This is a genomic window from Luteimonas sp. S4-F44, assembly GCF_022637415.1.
Taxonomy (GTDB): domain Bacteria; phylum Pseudomonadota; class Gammaproteobacteria; order Xanthomonadales; family Xanthomonadaceae; genus Luteimonas.
Genome location: NZ_CP093340.1, coordinates 230319 through 247245, shown reverse-complemented (window position 1 = coordinate 247245; position 16927 = coordinate 230319). Strand labels below are relative to the sequence as shown.

The window sequence follows — 16927 nt, the reverse complement described above, 5'->3', positions numbered from 1 at the left end:
CATCGGCGCGGGCCGACATCGCGGATAGTCCGGCCTCCTTCCCGCCGGCCCGTCCATGCTGACCCCCGTCTTCGCGATCGCCACGATGGTGCTGGCGACCGCCACGCTGATGCCCACCATCCGCAGCGGTGCATGGTGGATCCGCGGTTTCGATTTTCCGCGTCTGCAATTGCTCGCACTGTCGATTGCCGTGCTCGCGGCGCAGATGGTGCTGCAGCCGATCGACGATGCGTGGACCACGGCGATCGTCATCGTCAATGCCGGCTGCGTGCTCTGGCAGGCCTGGTGGATCGTCCCCTATACCCGGCTGCGGCGGCCGGAGGTCAGTGATGCGCCCGCCGATGCACGCACGCGCATCTGCCTGCTCGCGAGCAATGTGCTGATGCACAACCGCGACACCGCGCCCCTTGTGGCACTGGTGCGCGAGCACCGCCCCGACGTGCTGATCGCGGTGGAGACCGACCGGCACTGGGAGCGCGCGCTCGACGGTCTACAGGACCTGTTGCCGCATGCGCTGCGCTGCCCGCTCGACAATCTGTACGGCATGCACCTGTACGCGCGCCTGCCGCTGCACGATGCCCAGGTGCGCTATCTGGTCGAGGATGACATTCCGTCGATGCATGCCACCCTCGAGCTCGATGACGGTCAGCGGGTCGTGTTGCACACCCTGCATCCGCGCCCGCCCAGCCCGACCGAAGCCGACAGTTCGCAGGACCGCGACGCCGAACTGGTGCTGGTCGGACGCGCCGCGCGGCAAGCCGAGCACCCGGTGATCGTCGCCGGCGACCTCAACGATGTGGCGTGGTCGCGGACCACGCGTCTGTTTCGCAAGGTCAGCGGCCTGCTCGATCCGCGCATCGGGCGTGGCATGTACAACACCTTCCATGCGCGCCTGCCGGGCCTGCGCTGGCCGCTCGACCATCTGTTCCACAGCCGGCACTTCACCCTGGTGTGCATGCGCCGGTTGCCGGCGATCGGCTCGGACCACTTCCCGATTCTCGTCGAACTGGCGCTCGCACCCGGTCACAACGCGCCCGACGCCGGTCTGTCCCCGGATGCGCAGGCGCGTGCCGATGCACAGGCGGCGGTCGCCGGCGCCGAGGCCAACGTCACTGCCGCGCCGCGCTGATCGCAGCGCAGGTAGCCGCGTCAGCGATCGAGCCGCGCGCGCAGGTCGCGCAGATCCTGGCGGGCGATGTCGCGCAGCGTGGCGTCGCGCCAGGCCTGCGCCGCATCCGGACCGGCCTGCGCGCTCCGGCGCTCGTACTCGGGCTGCATCTGCTCGATCCGCAATGCGCGGATGCGGCGGTACTCGGCTTTCAACGACGAGGCGCGCCGGATCGGCCAGGACTCACCGATCGGCTGCGCCCACGGTTGCGGTTCGGCGGCCACCGCGTCGGCCTGCGCCGCGGCGGCGCCGTCGCCGGCCCAGGCCGGCGATCCGCAGGCCAGCGCGAGCAGCGCGGCGGGCACCGCCCAGCGCTGCGCACGTCCACTGACGATCTCGTCCATCGCACCCTCCACGCGCTGGCGATGGCGCAGACGCTAGCACCGAATCGGGGACGGTGGTGTGCAGAGACACCGGGCCCGTGTTCAGACGCCCGGGCGCAGATCCAGCCCCAGCGCGTGACCGATCGTGCGCACGCCATCGTCGTCGTCGCGCAGCGCGATCGCCCCGGCGAAGGTGTCGTCGCCGGTCTCCCAGGTCCACAGCGTGTAGCCGGCGACCCGCAGCTGATCGTAGGCCGCGCCGAGCAGGGCCGAGGGCGGAACCTCGGCCAGGGCGTCGGCATCGGTGGGGTCTTCCACCTCCCAGTCGATCTCCACGCGGAACCGCGCGGCCAGTTCGACCAACACCTCGATCAGCGCGACGCGGTCGTCTTCATCGATCCGGAAGCTCGCCCGCCAGTCGGTCACGACACCCAGCGCGTCACGCACTGCCTCGGCGTCGGGATCGGGCGGCAACGCCTCCTGCCAGGCGAGGACCTGCTGGCGCGCCGCCTCCTCGTCCCCCGGGTTGATCAGCAACAGCCACTGCCAGGCGATCGCCTCAAGGTCGGCGTCCGGATCGTCCTCGGCCTCGGCACGGCCATCGGCGAGGAAGGCGAAATTGTCGTCGGGGTCGAACTCGGTCTCGGGCAGGGACATGACGGGCGGATCGGCGTTGGGGGCGTGCAGTGTGCCGCTGCTGCGCCCGCGCTGCAGCCCCCCGTGCCAATGGCCGCTCAGTGCGTCCGACGCTTGGAGGTGCCGGCCGCCTGCTTCGCCGGCGCCTTGGCCGCGGCGGTGCGGCCATTGGTCTTGGCGGCTGCGGTCTTCTTCGCGCCCGTCCTGGCCGCGCCTGCCTTGGTGACGGCCCGCTTCGACGCCGCCTTCTTCGTGGCGGCCTTCTTCGTGGCGGCCTTCGTCGTCGCGCGCGTGCTGGTTGCCGACTTGCCGGCCGCGGCCCGCGTCGTGGACGCCGTCTTCGAAGCTGCCGGTGCCTTGCCGCGTGCCTTGCGCGACGGCGGCGGGCGCGACGTCTTGCGCTCGCCGCGCAGGTCGACGATGCGGTTCTCGCCCATCGTATTCTCGCGCTTGGTCACGCGCGCGGTGGCGAACGCGATCGCCTTGCCGATCAACGTGCCGGGCGCGTCCCAGTACTCTGCGGTGTGGGCTTCGACCTCGACCAGCGCGAGGTTCGGGTCGTCGATGCCGCCCGGGAAATAGGCTTTGAGCGCATCGTTCCAGAACGCCACCACCTTGGTGCGGTCGTCGCTGACCCGCGCCCGGCCCGAGACCGACACGTAGGTGTTGCGACGCTGCGAGGCATAGGCCAGGTTGACGTTGGGATTGCGCGCGATCTCGTCGATCTTCGGACTGTCGGCGGCGACGAAGAACCAGATCCGCTCACCGTCGAACTGCGCTTTCTGCGTCGACAGCGGCCGGCTGACCAACGCGCCGCCGCGGGCGACGGTAGTGAACATCGTGATGTCGATATCGTCGATCAGCGACGCGATCGTCTTCGCGTCCTCTTCGGCCTTGCTGGGCGATGCCATCGGGTGCTCCGCATGTCGGGGGTCGGCGCCGAGTGTCGACGTCGACCAGCGCCGCGGACGTGAAGACAGCACGCCGCGTGCGCACTGCCGCTAGCCTGCGCTCGGCACCGGTTGCCGCCGCTCGTCGCGGCGTGCCCAGGCGTAGATCAGCAGGCCGGCCGTGGCCGTCGCCGCGCCCACCCATCCGGTCGAGGTCCAACCCAGGCCCGCACTGATCGCCAGCCCGCCGAGCCACGGACCAAGTGCGTTGGCGGTGTTGAACGCGGCATGGTTGGACGCGGCTGCGAGCGTCTGTGCATCGCCGGCCACGTCCATCAACCGGGTCTGCAGCACCGGCGCCAGTGCGCCCATCGTGCCGAGCGCGACCACGGCCGGCAGGATCGACCAGGTCGCCTGCGCCGCCAGCGGGAACAGCAGCAGCACCAGCAGCGACCACGCCAGGATCACTGCCGCGGCGCGGAACTGCAGCCGGTCGAACAGCCAGCCGCCGGCCACGTTGCCGATGATCGCGCCGACACCGAACGCCGCCAGCGCAACCGGAATCCAGGTCTCGGCCACGCCGGTCACCTCGATCAGCGTCGGCGCCAGATAGCTGAAAACGCAGAACATGCCGGCGAACCCGATCGCGCCGATCGCCAACGCCAGCCAGACCTGGGAGCGGTTGAACGCGCGCAACTCGCGCATCGGCGATTGCCCTGGCGCCACGGGGTCGGGCGCGAGGAAGCGGGCGACCAGAACCACGGTGACCAGTGCGATCGCCGCCACCAGCGCGAACGTCCAGCGCCAGCTCGACAACTGCCCCAGCCAGGTCGCCAGCGGATTGCCGACCAGGATCGCGATCGACAACCCCAGAAGCACACGGCTGACCGCCGTGCCGCGCTGGTCGGGCCGGCTGATCGACGCGGCGACCAGCACCGCGGTCCCGAAATAGGCGCCGTGCGGCAGGCCGGCGACGAAACGCGCCACCAGCATGGCCAGGTAATTGGGCGCCAGCGCGCTGGCCAGGTTGCCCACGGCGTAGAAGCCCATCAGCGCCAGCAGCAAGGTGCGCCGCGGCAGGCGTGCGCCGAGGATCGCCAACAACGGCGCGCCAACGACCACACCGAGCGCATAGCTGCTGATCAGGTGGCCGACCTCCGGTTCGCTAACCCCGAACGCACGCACCAGATTGGGCATCAGGCCCATCATCGCGAATTCGCTGGTGCCGATCGCGAACCCGCCCAGGGCGAGCGCGAACAGGATCGGCGTGGCGGCGCGGCTGGGCAGCGACGCGGGCGAGGCGCTGGCCATCGCAGGTCTCCGAAAAGGACGACTGCGCATTATGTTGCATTGCAGCAAGTAGCTGTTGGCCGCATCTTGGGACAGTGCGTGCGCGTTCATGGGCATCTCAGACCGACGACGCGCCCTGGACGGCCGGACGCCGACAGTGGCGCTCCTGTCCGCACCGCGAGTCGCGCCATGTCCCTGTCCGCCTTCGGCCTCAACTGCACGCTCAAGTCAGGCGACGCCCCCTCCTCGACACAGAAGATGCTCGACGCCGTGTTGGCCGCGCTCGCGCGGCACGACGTGCGCACCGACAGCGCGCGCATGGCCGACTTCGACGTACGCCCCGGCGTGACCGCCGACGAAGGCGACGGCGACCAGTGGCCGTCACTGCGCCGCCGCATCATGGACGCGCAGATCCTGGTCCTCGCCACGCCGATCTGGATGGGGCATCCCTCGAGCCTGGCCCAGCGCGTGCTTGAGCGGCTGGACGCGGTGCTCGGTGAGATCGACGACGACGGCGTCTATCCGACGTTCGGCAAGGTCGCCATCGCCGCGGTCGTCGGCAACGAGGACGGCGCCCATTTCGTCCATTCCCAGCTCTACCAGGGCCTGGCGGATGTGGGATTCACCCTGCCGGCCGGCGCGCCGCCGTACTGGGTCGGCGAGGCGATGGGCAGCACCGACTTCAAGGATCTCGACGCGATTCCCGACAAGGTCGACGAGACCATCCGCACGGTCGCCAGCAACGCCGCGCACCTGGCGCGGCTGCTGGCCGAGCGCCCCTATCCCAAGCCCAAGCATTGACGCGACCGCCGAAGTAAGCGCCAGTCAGCTGTCGCTCGCCCCGTCTTCGGCCGCGGAATCGGCGTGATCGGGCCCAGTCGGGTCGGGATCGGGCGCGCGCTCCGCGCCGCCACCACGTCGGCGCATGCGGTCGTCGCCGACCGGCGACCAAACATTGCGGTCGCCGCTGCCGTGCGGATAGCTGCGTGGCCGGCTGGGGATCGGGGCGTCGTCGGGCGGGTCTTTGCGTGCCATCGCAGGCTCCGGCTTGGGATCGGTGGGCGCAGCGTCCTGCCGCCGACGCCGCGCCGCCGTGAGCGCGCGCGTCGACTCGGGCCACAGGTGTGCAGGGGATGCGCGCGGCCTCACGCCGCCACACGACGCATCCTGCTACGACATCGGCATGGTCCAGGGTTCCACCCGCCCGCCGCATGCCCCGCCGCGGATCGGCTGCGCCGGCTGGTCGATCGCCTCGCGCGATGTCGCGCTGTTCGGCGACGGCGCCAGCATGCTGGCGCGCTACGCCACCCGCTTCGATCTGGTCGAGATCAATTCCTCGTTCTATCGGCCGCACCGACGGGCAACCTACGAACGCTGGGCGGCCAGCGTGCCGGCGGGCTTCCGCTTCAGCGCCAAGCTGCCGCGCACGATCACCCACGAGTACCGGCTGCGCGGATGCGGCCCGCTGCTCGACGATTTCCTGGAGGCGGCGACCGGCCTGGGCGACCGGCTCGGCTGCCTGCTGGTGCAATTGCCACCCAGCCTGGCGTTCGACGCGCGCAGCGCCGCGACCTTCCTGGCGGTGCTGCGCAGGCGCTGGACGGGCGGCCTGGCCTGCGAGGTCCGCCATGGCAGCTGGCTGACGCCGCCGGCCGAGGCGCTGCTGCAGCGGCACGGCGTCGCGCGCGTCGCCGCGGACCCGGCCCGGCATGGTACCGATGCCCGGCCCGGCGGCGCCCCAGACTTGGTGTACTGGCGCTGGCACGGCTCGCCGCAGATCTACCGCAGCGCCTACGACGCGGCCGCACTCGATGCGCTGGCCGCAGCCATCGCCGCGCGCCCCGCGAGCCGCCACTGGGTCGTGTTCGACAACACCGTCGCCGGCCATGCCACCGGCAATGCGGCCGCGCTGCAGGATCGCCTGCAGGCGGGGCCGGCCACCGCTGCCGGCCCGGCGGCGCGCCGGCGCAGGTGAGGCAGCCGCCCCCGAGTGCGACGCCGGCCCGCGGTCGTCATCCCCCCACCACCGGCACCTATGGCAGGATGCGGCCCGATCCGAGCTGCGCGTCCCGCTGTTGAACCCGCCTGCTGCCTGTCCCGCCACTGTCGATTTCCTGCCCGCGCATGGCGCGATGGCGGGCCGTATTGCTGCGTTCGACTGGTCGACGACGCCGCTGGGGCCGCTGCAGGCCTGGCCGCAGTCGCTGCGCACCACCGTGGCGCTGATGCTCGATTCGCGCTTTGCGATGTGCCTGAGCTGGGGCCCGGAGCTGACGCTCCTCTACAACGACGCCTACGCGCCGATGCTCGGCGCCAAGGAACCTACCGCGCTGGGCCGGCCGATCGCGCGGATCTGGCCGGATGTCTGGGACGACATCCTGCCGCTGATCGAGCAAGCGATGTCGGGCACGTCGACCTCGCACGAGGACATGCCCCTGACGATGCTGCGCCACGGCTATCCGGAACAGACGTACTGGACGTTCTCCTACACGCCGGTCCGCGACGAACAGGGACAGATTCCGGGCTTTCTGAACATCACCACCGAGACCACGCAGAAGGTCCTCGCCCAGCGCAGGCTCGCGGCCGAAGCCGAACGCCTGGGCCGGCTGTTCGACCAGGCGCCGAGCTTCATGGCGATGCTGCGCGGGCCGGAGCACCGCTTCGAGCTGGCCAATCCCGGCTACCGGCGCCTGGTCGGCGACCGCGACCTGATCGGCCGCACCGTTGCCGAGGCCTTGCCCGACGCCGTCGACCAAGGCTTCAAGTCGCTACTCGACGACGTCTACGCGACCGGCCGCGCGTTTTCGGCCACCGGAGCCCGCTTCGTCGTCCAGGCCACGCCGGGCGGGCCGTCGGTCGAGCGCTACCTCGATTTCGTCTATCAACCGGTCACCGACGAGCGCGGCGTGATCGGGATCTTCGTCCAAGGCGTGGACGTGACCGCGCGCGCGCTGGCCGACGAAGCGCTGCGCGAGCGCGAGGCGGAGCTGCGCACGCTCAACAGCGACCTGGAACAACAGGTTGTGGCGCGCGCGCGCGAACGCTCGCTGACCTGGCAGGTCACGCCCGATCTGCTGGCGGTGGTCGATGCCGACGGCTGCATGCAGACGACCAATCCGGCATGGGCACAGATGCTGGGCTGGCGCGCCGATGAACTGGTCGGCCAGCCGTGGTGGGCGTACGTCGATCCGGACGACCACGATGTCACCCGCAGCGTGCTCGACACCCTGCGCGCCGGCAAACCGGTGTTGCGCTTCGAGAATCGCTGGCGCACGCGCGCCGGCGGCGTGCGCACGCTGTCGTGGGTGGCCACGCCCGAAAGCGGGCGCTTTTATTGCAGCGCGCGCGACGTCACCGACATCAAGGCCGCCGCCGACGCGCTGGCGCGCTCGCAGGCGCAGCTACGCACGTTGTTCGAGACCAGCTACCAGTTGCAGGCGATGTGCACGCCCGACGGCACACTCACCGACGCCAACCGCACTGTGCTCGATGCGATCGGCGAAGAGCTGGACGCGATCGTCGGCCGGCCGCTGTGGGAGACGCCCTGGTTCAGCACCACGCCAGGCATGTCCGAGCGCGTCCGCGGCCTGTTCAACGAAGCCACCCGCGGCGGCACCGCACGTGCCGAGATCGAGGTCGAGCTGGCGTCCGGGCGACGGATGCACGACCTGTCGATCCGCCCGATCCGCGATGCCAGCGGGCGGATCATCGCGGTCGTCCCCGAGGCGATCGACACCACCGAGCGTCGCCACGCCGAAGAGGCGCTGCGCCAGTCGCAGAAGCTCGAAGCGATGGGCCAGCTGACTGGCGGCGTCGCGCACGATTTCAACAACCTGCTCACGCCGATCTTCACCGCCCTCGAACTCGCCGGCGACCCCGATGCCCGGCCCGAACGCCGTGCGCGCATGATCGCCGTGGCCCAGCGCTCGGCCGAACGCGCCGCCACCCTGGTGCAGCGCCTGCTGGCCTTCGCAAGGCGGCAGCCGCTGCAGCCGGTGGATGTGGAGGTCGGCCCGCTGGTCGCGGGCATGGCCGAACTGATCGGCAGTTCCAGCAGCCCACGCGTACGCCTGGTACTCGACATCGCCGACGACCTGCCACCGGCGATCGCCGACCCCAATCAGTTGGAGATGGCGCTGCTCAACCTCAGCGTCAACGCCTGCGACGCGATGCCCGATGGCGGTGTGCTCACACTCCGCGCGCGCAATGCGCGAATGGATGCCGGCACGCGCGCCGACGGCCTGCCGCCCGGCGACTACGTCGTCGTCTCGGTCGCCGACACCGGTCACGGCATGGACGAGGCGACACGCGCACGCGCGGTCGAGCCGTTCTTCTCGACCAAGGGCATCGGCCGCGGCACCGGCCTGGGCCTGTCGATGGCGCACGGCCTGGCCTCGCAGCTCGGCGGCCGGCTGGCGATCGACAGCGCCCCGCAGCGGGGCACCACCATGGAACTCTGGCTGCCGGTGGGGACGCGCCGCGCAGCCGCGAATGCAGACAGCAACGAGGACGATCATGTGAACACGACAGACGAACATCGCGGTACCGCGCTCGTGGTCGACGACGAGGACGCCGTGCGCATGTGCACCGCCGACGCGCTCGACGACATGGGCTACCGGGTCATCGAGGCCGGCTCGGCCGAAGAAGCGCTGGCCGCGCTCGAGGGCGGCCTGGCCCCCGACGTGCTGGTCACCGACCACTTGATGCCCGGCATGACCGGCGCCGAGTTGGCCCGGACCGTGCGCGACCGGCTGCCGGGCACGGCGGTGGTCATCGTCTCGGGCTACACCAGCATGGCCGAGTTCGATCCGGGCCTGACGATTCTGGGCAAGCCGTTCCGCCAGCACGAACTCGTCGCCAGCGTCGAGGCTGCAACCGCGTCGCTGCAGTCGGCCGTGGCCTGAGCGCCGCGGCGCCGCACGATGGCCGGGCCGGCGCTACAGCGCTACGCGAACCGGCACGGCGACAGCGGCGTCACCGCCTACGCGATCGACGACGATGCGATCGCCGTCGAGTTCGCGCACGGACCGGTCTACGTCTACACGCGCCGGGACATCGGCGCGCGACACTTCGCGGCACTGTGCGCGGCCGCGCAGGCCGGTCGCGGGCTGTCGACCTGGATCAGCCGGCACGTGCAGTCGCACTATGCCGCGCACTTCGACGACCGCGCCGCCTGGCGCGCCTGGCGCGCGGCCGCGCCTCAGGCCTCGCTGGCCCCGTCGAAGCGGTAGAGGTCCATCGCCAGGAATCCCATGTCGATACCGGCCTCGATGCGCTGCGCGCCGAGCCGCGCGCCGCCGGCCGCGCCCATCGCCACGAACAACGGCAGCAGGTGCTCGTCGGTCGGATGCGCCTGCGCCGCGAACGGCGCCTGCCGGCGGTAGTCGAGCAGTGCGGGCAGGTCGTCGGCGCGCAGCCGCGCTTCGATCCAGTCGGTGAACGGCCGCACGTACGGCGCCTCGCTGCCGTCGCGGCCGCGCCAGTCGTGCAGGTTGTGGGTGATGCTGCCCGAGCCGATCACCAGCACGCCTTGCGCGCGTAGGGGCGCCAGCGCGCGACCGAGTGCGAGGGCATGCGCCGGACCGAGCGCAGGCTGGATCGACAGCGGCACCACCGGGATGTCGGCCTCGGGATGGAGCAGGCGCAGCGGCACCCAGACGCCATGGTCGAGCCCACGCTGCGGATCGACCTGCGCGGGCAGGCCGGCCGCGGCCAGGCGCGCGGCGATGTCCTGCGCCAGCGCCGGGTCCCCTGGCGCCGGGTAGCGCATGGCATACAGCGCCTCCGGAAAGCCGCCGAAGTCGTGGACGGTCTGCGGCTGCGCGCCGCCACCGACCTGCGGCCGTGCCGCCAGCCAGTGCGCGGACGCCACGACGATCGCGCGCGGTCGCGGCAGCTCGCGCGCCAGTTCGGCCAGCCGCACACCGACCCGACCGGGCGACAGCGCGGTCATCGGCGAGCCGTGGGAGACGTACAGCGCGGGCAGCGGGGACATGGGGGCACCTGGGAGCGGGATCGCCTCTCACGATGGGCGCGGGCCCCGATACACGGAAGCGGCGGCGCCACGACGCATCGTCGCAGCCATGCAACGCTGGCGGTCAGGCACTGCTGCACACGCCAGCCCGATCTGCCCGCCTGCCAACCTGGCATGGAACCGCTCGCCCCCGGCGTCGAACGGCGCCTGGGCGGTCCCGACTGTCGGGCCCGCTTGGATCGGGCCCGCCTGGATATGGCGTACTGCAGAAGAACCGTGAGCAACCCCTCCGCCTGCACGGAAGGGCCCGTCGAGCCGGAATGTCTACCGTAAACACCAGCCGCTGCTCAGCCATGTCGCCACGGTCGGATGGCGGCGTCTCGGCCTCGAACGGGCAACCGCTGTTCGAGACCGACTGGGCGCGGCTGCACGTGTCGTCGACCGCCTGTGCTCATGTCTAGCGGCGGGGCGGCGCTCTCAAACGGCGCGACCGGCCGTGGGACAATGCGCGCATGGGCGAACCCGAACTCCAGCCGCCGGCCCGGCCTGCGGCCGACGCACCGCCGCGCGTCCTCACCGAGGCGTTGAAGGCCGACATCCGCGCCGCGTACGCGAAGCTCCAGGCCAACACGCCCGGCTTCAGCACGCGTCGCTCGCAGAGCGCGATGATCGGGTTGGTCTCGCGCGCGCTCGCGACCTCGGGCGGCATCGGTGTGGCCGAGGCGCCGACCGGCGTCGGCAAGTCGCTCGCTTACCTGACCGCCGGCGTGCCGATCGCGCTGGCGACGAAGAAGAAGCTGGTCGTGAGCACCGGCACGGTCGCGTTGCAGTCGCAGCTGGTCGAACGCGACATTCCCGCATTCCTCGCCGCCACCGGACTGGAGGCGAAGGTCGCGCTGGCCAAAGGGCGCACCCGCTATCTGTGCACCCGCAACGCGGCCGAACTGCACGCCGAGCACAGCCAGGGCGCGTTGTTGCCGGGCGACGCCGGCCTTGATGAGGGCGGCGATTTCGAGCGCCAGCTCTTCGATCGCCCGCTGGCGCCGCACGAGGTCGATGCCGCGCGCCGCCTGCTCGAAGCGCACGCCGACCGGCTGTGGGACGGCGACCTCGATGCCGCACCCGAGCCGGTCTCGCCGACGCTGCGCGCACGCATCACCACGCCGGCCTCGGGCTGCGCGGGTCGTCGCTGCAGCTTCGCCCAGCAGTGCCCGGTGCTGCGCGCGCGGACCACCGTGCGCGACGCGCAGATCGTGGTCACCAACCACGCGCTGCTGCTGTCGTCGCTGGCAATGGGCGATGTCGAGAACGGCCAGCCGCTGCTGGCACCGCCGAACGAGATGCTGCTGGTGCTCGACGAGGGCCATCATGTGGCCAACGTCGCGATCGACCAGGGCGCCGCGCGCCTGCCGCTGGCCGACATGGCCAAGCGCACCGGCCGCATGCAGATCCTGATCGCGGGCAGTTACCGGCTGGTCGACAAGGAGCGCATCGGCACGCTGCTGCCCAACGAGGCGATCGACCTGGCGGTGCGGGTGTCGAAAGCGCTCAAAGCCTTCCAACTGGACGTGGACCGGGTCTGGCAGCCCGAGCCGGGCGAGCGCGAGCCGATGTGGCGCGCGCCGCTGGGGCGGCTGCCGGACGACTGGGCACCGGCGATCGAGACGCTGGCCGAGGACACCCGCGCACTGCTCAACTGGGTGCATGCCGCGCAACAGGCGGTCGCGCGCGCCAAGCAGGACGATCCGGCGCGCGAGAAGCTGCAACGCAGTCTGGGCATGGCGCTGGAAATGGTCGAGCAGCAATACGACCTGTGGGCGGGCTGGCGCCGCGAGGACCGCGACGGCGCACCGCCGATGGCGCGCTGGGTCACCGCGACGCGCGAAGGCGATCTGGCGCTGCACTGCTCGCCGGTCTCGGCCGCGCATGTGCTGCGCACGCTGCTGTGGAAAGAGGTCGATTCGGTGGTCATGACCTCGGCCACGCTGACCGGCGGCGGCGATTTCCAGTCGTTCGCGATCGACACCGGCCTGCCCGAGCATGCCGAGACCGCGTCGCTGCCCTCTCCGTTCGACCTGCCGCGCCAGGCGCAACTGGTGGTGCCGCCGTTCCCGGTGCCGCCCGACGACCGCGAAGGGCATCCGAAGGCGGTCGCCGACTGGTTGGCGCGCGAACTGGACTGGAAGAAAGGCAGCATGGTGCTGTTCACCTCGCGCTGGAAGATGGAGAAGGTCGCCGAACTGATGCCGGCCTCGCGCCGCGGTGCGATCCAGCTGCAGAGTGCGGGCAACAAATCGCAGGTCGTCGCCGCGCACCTGGAGCGCGTCGCCGCCGGCAAGGGCTCGGTGCTGTTCGGGCTCAACTCGTTCGGCGAGGGCCTCGACCTGCCCGGCGAGGCCTGCACAACGGTCGTCATCACCCAGGTCCCGTTCGCAGTGCCGACCGACCCGCAGACCGCGACGCTCGGCGAATGGCTCGAGGCCCGCGGGCTGAACCCGTTCAACCTGATCGCGGTGCCGCACGCGCTGCGCACGCTGACCCAGTTCGCCGGCCGCCTGATCCGCACCTCGAGCGACACCGGCCGCGTGGTGATCCTCGACTCGCGGCTGCTGACCCGCCGCTACGGCAAGCGCATCCTCGACGCGCTGCCGCCGTTCGAGCGCGTGATCGGCTGAGCACCGCCTGTGCCACTTCCCGCCTGCGCAGAAGGGCGATGCGTACTGCGCATCGGGTAGGGCACGCACGACGACGCCGCGCAGGCATCGCCGTGCGTCGCACGTTCATCACGTCCGCACGCCTGCGCGACTAGAGTGACGGCCACGCCGAAAGGGCGCTTCGCGCAGCCCGCCGTCCAGCCCCGATCACGACCGACTGCATGAACACAGCCAATTCCTCCCCGTCGCCCGCCTCGTCCCAGTCCAACGACGCCGCATCTGTGCCGCATACGCGCTGGTCGCGTGCGCGCCGGCGCCTGGACAAGACAGTCGAGCGCATGGAAGACAGCGTGCCGATGACGCTGGTCAAGCGCTTCATCGATGCCGACCTGCTGACGCAGGCCGCGTCGCTGTCGTTCTACACCCTGATCTCGCTGGCACCGCTGCTGGTGCTGGTACTGTGGATCACCGCGTCGCTGTACCCCCCGGCGCAGGACGCGCTGCTCGAGCAGATCGGCGAGCTCGCCGGCGAAGGCGCGCGGACGGTGGCCGGCACGGTCATCCAGAACGCCAACGAGCAGCCCGATGTTGGCTCGCTCGCGGGCCTGTGGAGCACGCTGCTGCTGTTCGTCGGTGCGACGGTCATGTTCGCGCAGCTGCAGGGCACGTTGAACCTGATCTTCAAGACCGACAGCGGCCACATTCCCGGCGGACTGAAGGCGTTCCTGCGCAAGCGCGTGTTCTCGGCCGGTGTGGTGTTCGCGCTCGGCTTCCTGGTGCTGGCCTCGACCCTGCTGACCACCGCGGTCGAGGTGATCTTCGCCAACGTGCCGACGGTGCTGCCGCTGATCGGCAACGCGCTGATGCTGGTGCTCTACTCGATGGCGTTCGCATTGCTCTATCACTACCTGCCCGACCGACGCGTGCGCTGGCGCCAGGCGCTGTTCGGCGGCCTCATTACCTCGATGCTGTTCGTACTCGGACGCTGGGCGATCGGGCTGTACATCACCCACGCCGCACCGGGCAGCGCCTACGGCTCGTTCGGGACTCTGGTGATCCTGCTGATCTGGATGTACTACGCGGCGACGATCTTCTTCGTCGGCGCGCTGATCACCGCGGTCGTCGACGAGCGCCTGCGCCGGGCGTCGGTCGACCGCGCGCTGCGCAAGCGCGCCGAGCGGCAGGCCACCGGCGAGGGCACCTCGGCGTCAGGCCTACCCCCGGCGGCGTCCCCGCCCCGCGCACCGGACTGATCTACCCGCGCCACGCGGAGAAGGCGGGCGCGCATGGCATCCTAGTGCAGCCATGGCCCGCATCCCCGACGCCTTCATCGACGACCTGCTCGCCCGGACGGACATCGTCGAGGTGATCAACGCGCGCGTGCCGCTCAAGCGGCAGGGCAAGGAGTATTCGGCGCGCTGCCCGTTCCACGACGAGCGCTCGGCCAGCTTCACCGTCTCGCCGACCAAGCAGTTCTACCACTGCTTCGGCTGCGGGGCGCACGGCACTGCGATCTCGTTCCTGATGAACTACGACCGCCTCGAGTTCCTCGACGCGGTGGACGAGCTGGCCAAGCGCGCCGGCATGGAGATCCCACGCGAGACGACGCAGCGCGAGGCGCGGCCCGACAGCGCACCGATGTACGAGGCGCTCGAGGCCGCGACCCGGTTCTTCCGCAGCCAGCTGGCCGGCAGCGACAAGGCGCGCGAGTACCTCGATCGCCGCGAGGTCGACCAGGCGACACGCGAACAGTTCGCGATCGGCTATGCGCCGGACGGGTTCTCGGCGCTCAAGGACGCACTGGGCAAGGACGACGCACGCCGTATCGCGGTGCTGGAGAAGGTCGGCCTGCTGTCGAAGAACGAACGCGGGCACAGCTACGACAAGTTCCGCGACCGGGTGATCTTTCCGATCCATGATCGCCGCGGCCGGCCGATCGCGTTCGGCGGCCGGGTGCTGGCGGCCGAGGACTCGCCCAAGTACCTCAACTCGCCCGAGACGCCGCTGTTCCACAAGGGCCGCGAACTCTACGGCTTGTGGCAGGTGCGCCAGGCCAACCAGAAGATCGAGCGGCTGGTGGTCGTGGAGGGCTACATGGACGTGGTCGCGCTGTTCCAGCACGGCCTGCCGCAGGCGGTCGCCACCTTGGGCACGGCGACCACGCCCGACCACGCCGAGCTGTTGTTCCGCAACGCGGCCGACGTGTACTTCTGCTTCGACGGCGACGCCGCCGGCCGGCGCGCAGCGACACGCGCGATGGAATCGGTGCTGCCGCGCATGCGCGACGGCCGCCAGGCGTTCTTCCTGTTCCTGCCCGACGGCGAGGACCCGGACACCATCGTGCGCCAGGAGGGCGTGCAGGGCTTCGAGGCGCGACTGGCGCAGGCCACGCCGTTGTCGACGTTCTTCTTCGACACCATCGGCGATGGCATCGCACTGTCGACGCTCGACGGCAAGGCCCGCCTGGCCGAGCGCGCCAAACCGATGCTGGCACAGATTCCGGAAGGCGCGTTCGCCGATCTGATGCGCCAGCGGTTGACCGAATTGACCGGGCTGGGCCGGCCTGCGGCATCGGTGGCCGCGCCGCCGACACGCATGCCGCGCGGTGGGCGCGCGGTGCCGGCGCCACGACGCAGCCTGGTGCGGCACGCAATCGCGCTGCTGTTGCAGAAGCCGGCCATGGCCGCGACGCTGCCGCCGCCGTATCCATTCGTCGCGCTGCAGCAGCCGGGCATCGACCTGCTGACCGAGCTGATCGCGGTTGCCAGCGTGCGCCCCGACATCAGCACCGGCTCGCTGCTCGCCCACTTCGACGGCCGCGACGAGGCGCCAGCACTGCAGAAGCTCGCCAGCCAGTCGCTACCCGGCGACGAGGCGACGTGGGAGATCGAGTTGCGCGATGTCGTCGCCCAGCTCGACCGGCAGGTGCTGCAGCAGCGTATCGACGACCTGCTGGCCCGCCAGCGCGAGGGCGCGCTCGACGCCGCCGGCAAGCAGGCGCTGCGCGAACTGCTGAGCCAGCGCGCGGGATAGCCCGCCATGCCACAGGCCCGATCGCGCAGGCGCGGTGGCTGCAATGGCGCGGTTGGATGCACCGTCGACCCGGCAATGAAAGCGTTTCCAGAGCAGCGACGCCAACACATCATCGACGCGCCCTTAACTCCAGCGCTGGTCTGATCCGCCGCGGGGGATCATCGGCAACGCCACGCAGGCGCAGCGCGCCTGTCGTCGGCCGCGCTTCGCCACGACGACGCCAGGGTCCGCGCAGACGGACCCGGTCAGGTCCCCGCTGTCTCCCTCCACAGGATGTTTTGCCATGCGTTCGACCCCCCTTTCCCACACCCGGTCCGGCTTGCGCCAGGCCGCGACCGCCCTGCTCCTGGCCGGCCTGCTGGCCGCCGGCTGCGCGAAGATCGACACGCCACCCGCGCTGGTCAAACCGTTGCACATCGACCTGTCGGCGCCCGTCGCCGAGCAGGTGGACCTGGCCTGGCCGCAGCACAACGGCGCGCTCGCCAGCGAGCACACGATCGCGCAAGCGCGTCAGGTGACGTTGCGACTGCCCGATGGCCGGCTGTTGACGGTCCCGGCCGAGCGCGTCGCGTTCCGCCAGCAGGACGGCATGCTCGCCAGCGTCAACATCGAGCCCAGCGGCGCCGGCGGCGAGCACACCGCGGCGCTGGACCAGGTGCGCGGTCTGCTCGAGGACAATCGCCTGCTCGATCCGACGCTCGCCCACCAGCTCGACAGCTGGGCGGTCGCCGGCGGCGCGCCGCAGACCGCACGCGTGGTGATCCGCGACGTGGACGTGCAGGTGGGCCTGCGTCCGGACCGCCGGCTCGGCTGGCAGGGCACGCTCGATTTCGCGCCGCGCACCTGCCAGATGCCGGCCGGCCTTGATGGCAACCCGGACGCCTGCCTGCATGCGCCCCCGGCGACCGACGGTGCGCTCGCCGACATCCAGGGCTGACGCCACCGTGCGGCGGCGCCGG

Annotated in this window: 13 protein-coding genes and 2 pseudogenes; 9 read left to right on the top strand and 6 right to left on the bottom strand. The window is 71.1% G+C overall.

The features are described from left to right. The first annotated feature begins 55 nt into the window (after positions 1-55). The gene (locus MNO14_RS01130; RefSeq protein ID WP_241944985.1) at positions 56-1129 is read left to right on the top strand and encodes an endonuclease/exonuclease/phosphatase family protein; all 1074 of its coding nucleotides are present in this window, start codon (positions 56-58) and stop codon (positions 1127-1129) included. Between the two features lie 20 nt (positions 1130-1149). Here the strand turns inward: MNO14_RS01130 and MNO14_RS01125 are convergent, their stop codons facing one another. The 4 genes and pseudogenes from MNO14_RS01125 to MNO14_RS01110 all read right to left on the bottom strand — a co-directional run bounded on the left by MNO14_RS01125 (position 1150) and on the right by MNO14_RS01110 (position 4328). After that, positions 1150-1512, bottom strand: coding sequence for a hypothetical protein (locus MNO14_RS01125; RefSeq protein ID WP_241944984.1), 363 nt, complete (start codon positions 1510-1512; stop codon positions 1150-1152). An 81-nt stretch (positions 1513-1593) separates the two neighbouring features. Then, on the bottom strand, positions 1594-2148 hold the full coding sequence (locus MNO14_RS01120) for a hypothetical protein (protein ID WP_241944983.1): 555 nt from the start codon (positions 2146-2148) through the stop codon (positions 1594-1596). A 386-nt stretch (positions 2149-2534) separates the two neighbouring features. Continuing rightward, positions 2535-3038: pseudogene (locus tag MNO14_RS16675) on the bottom strand (pyridoxamine 5'-phosphate oxidase family protein); the annotation flags it as partial. Positions 3039-3128: 90 nt separating this feature from the next. Further along, a complete protein-coding gene (locus tag MNO14_RS01110; RefSeq protein WP_241944981.1) occupies positions 3129-4328 on the bottom strand; it encodes an MFS transporter in 1200 nt (399 codons plus the stop codon). Between the two features lie 168 nt (positions 4329-4496). Here MNO14_RS01110 and MNO14_RS01105 point away from each other — a divergent pair, with 168 nt between their 5' ends. After that, positions 4497-5108, top strand: coding sequence for an NAD(P)H-dependent oxidoreductase (locus MNO14_RS01105; protein ID WP_241944980.1), 612 nt, complete (start codon positions 4497-4499; stop codon positions 5106-5108). Between the two features lie 24 nt (positions 5109-5132). On the opposite strand, the gene MNO14_RS01100 is transcribed toward MNO14_RS01105, so the two are convergent. After that, positions 5133-5342 (bottom strand): hypothetical protein, encoded by a 210-nt coding sequence (locus MNO14_RS01100; protein WP_241944979.1) that lies wholly within the window; start codon positions 5340-5342, stop codon positions 5133-5135. Positions 5343-5490: 148 nt separating this feature from the next. Here MNO14_RS01100 and MNO14_RS01095 point away from each other — a divergent pair, with 148 nt between their 5' ends. The 3 genes and pseudogenes from MNO14_RS01095 to MNO14_RS01085 all read left to right on the top strand — a co-directional run. Then, positions 5491-6282 (top strand): DUF72 domain-containing protein, encoded by a 792-nt coding sequence (locus MNO14_RS01095; protein WP_241944978.1) that lies wholly within the window; start codon positions 5491-5493, stop codon positions 6280-6282. Between the two features lie 100 nt (positions 6283-6382). Then, a complete protein-coding gene (locus MNO14_RS01090; RefSeq protein ID WP_241944977.1) occupies positions 6383-9211 on the top strand; it encodes a PAS domain-containing protein in 2829 nt (942 codons plus the stop codon). Positions 9212-9229: 18 nt separating this feature from the next. Then, a pseudogene (locus MNO14_RS01085) lies at positions 9230-9457 on the top strand (hypothetical protein); the annotation flags it as partial. Positions 9458-9507: 50 nt separating this feature from the next. Here the strand turns inward: MNO14_RS01085 and MNO14_RS01080 are convergent. Continuing rightward, complete coding sequence (locus MNO14_RS01080; protein ID WP_241944976.1) at positions 9508-10302, bottom strand: class III extradiol ring-cleavage dioxygenase; 795 nt, start codon at positions 10300-10302, stop codon at positions 9508-9510. Positions 10303-10793: 491 nt separating this feature from the next. Between MNO14_RS01080 and dinG the strand changes: the two genes are divergently transcribed. From dinG to MNO14_RS01060, 4 genes are all read left to right on the top strand, one after another. Then, positions 10794-12956, top strand: a complete 2163-nt coding sequence (gene dinG, locus MNO14_RS01075) for an ATP-dependent DNA helicase DinG (RefSeq protein ID WP_241944975.1) — start codon at positions 10794-10796, stop codon at positions 12954-12956. A 317-nt stretch (positions 12957-13273) separates the two neighbouring features. Beyond that, complete coding sequence (locus tag MNO14_RS01070; RefSeq protein WP_241946222.1) at positions 13274-14188, top strand: YihY/virulence factor BrkB family protein; 915 nt, start codon at positions 13274-13276, stop codon at positions 14186-14188. A gap of 52 nt (positions 14189-14240) precedes the next feature. Then, entirely contained in the window at positions 14241-15968 is a 1728-nt protein-coding gene (gene dnaG, locus MNO14_RS01065) for a DNA primase (protein ID WP_241944974.1), read from the top strand. A 283-nt stretch (positions 15969-16251) separates the two neighbouring features. Then, a complete protein-coding gene (locus MNO14_RS01060) occupies positions 16252-16905 on the top strand; it encodes a hypothetical protein (protein WP_241944973.1) in 654 nt (217 codons plus the stop codon). Positions 16906-16927: the final 22 nt, after the last annotated feature.

Excerpts from the sequence above, each read along its gene's own strand:
- MNO14_RS01080 (WP_241944976.1), bottom strand. The coding sequence starts at position 10,302 with ATGTCCCCGCTGCCCGCGCTGTACGTCTCCCACGGCTCGCCGATGACC.
- dnaG (WP_241944974.1), top strand. The coding sequence starts at position 14,241 with ATGGCCCGCATCCCCGACGCCTTCATCGACGACCTGCTCGCCCGGACG.
- MNO14_RS01125 (WP_241944984.1), bottom strand. The coding sequence starts at position 1,512 with ATGGACGAGATCGTCAGTGGACGTGCGCAGCGCTGGGCGGTGCCCGCC.
- dinG (WP_241944975.1), top strand. The coding sequence starts at position 10,794 with ATGGGCGAACCCGAACTCCAGCCGCCGGCCCGGCCTGCGGCCGACGCA.
- MNO14_RS01060 (WP_241944973.1), top strand. The coding sequence starts at position 16,252 with ATGCGTTCGACCCCCCTTTCCCACACCCGGTCCGGCTTGCGCCAGGCC.
- MNO14_RS01110 (WP_241944981.1), bottom strand. The coding sequence starts at position 4,328 with ATGGCCAGCGCCTCGCCCGCGTCGCTGCCCAGCCGCGCCGCCACGCCG.
- MNO14_RS01095 (WP_241944978.1), top strand. The coding sequence starts at position 5,491 with ATGGTCCAGGGTTCCACCCGCCCGCCGCATGCCCCGCCGCGGATCGGC.
- MNO14_RS01100 (WP_241944979.1), bottom strand. The coding sequence starts at position 5,342 with ATGGCACGCAAAGACCCGCCCGACGACGCCCCGATCCCCAGCCGGCCA.
- MNO14_RS01105 (WP_241944980.1), top strand. The coding sequence starts at position 4,497 with ATGTCCCTGTCCGCCTTCGGCCTCAACTGCACGCTCAAGTCAGGCGAC.
- MNO14_RS01130 (WP_241944985.1), top strand. The coding sequence starts at position 56 with ATGCTGACCCCCGTCTTCGCGATCGCCACGATGGTGCTGGCGACCGCC.
- MNO14_RS01070 (WP_241946222.1), top strand. The coding sequence starts at position 13,274 with ATGGAAGACAGCGTGCCGATGACGCTGGTCAAGCGCTTCATCGATGCC.
- MNO14_RS01120 (WP_241944983.1), bottom strand. The coding sequence starts at position 2,148 with ATGTCCCTGCCCGAGACCGAGTTCGACCCCGACGACAATTTCGCCTTC.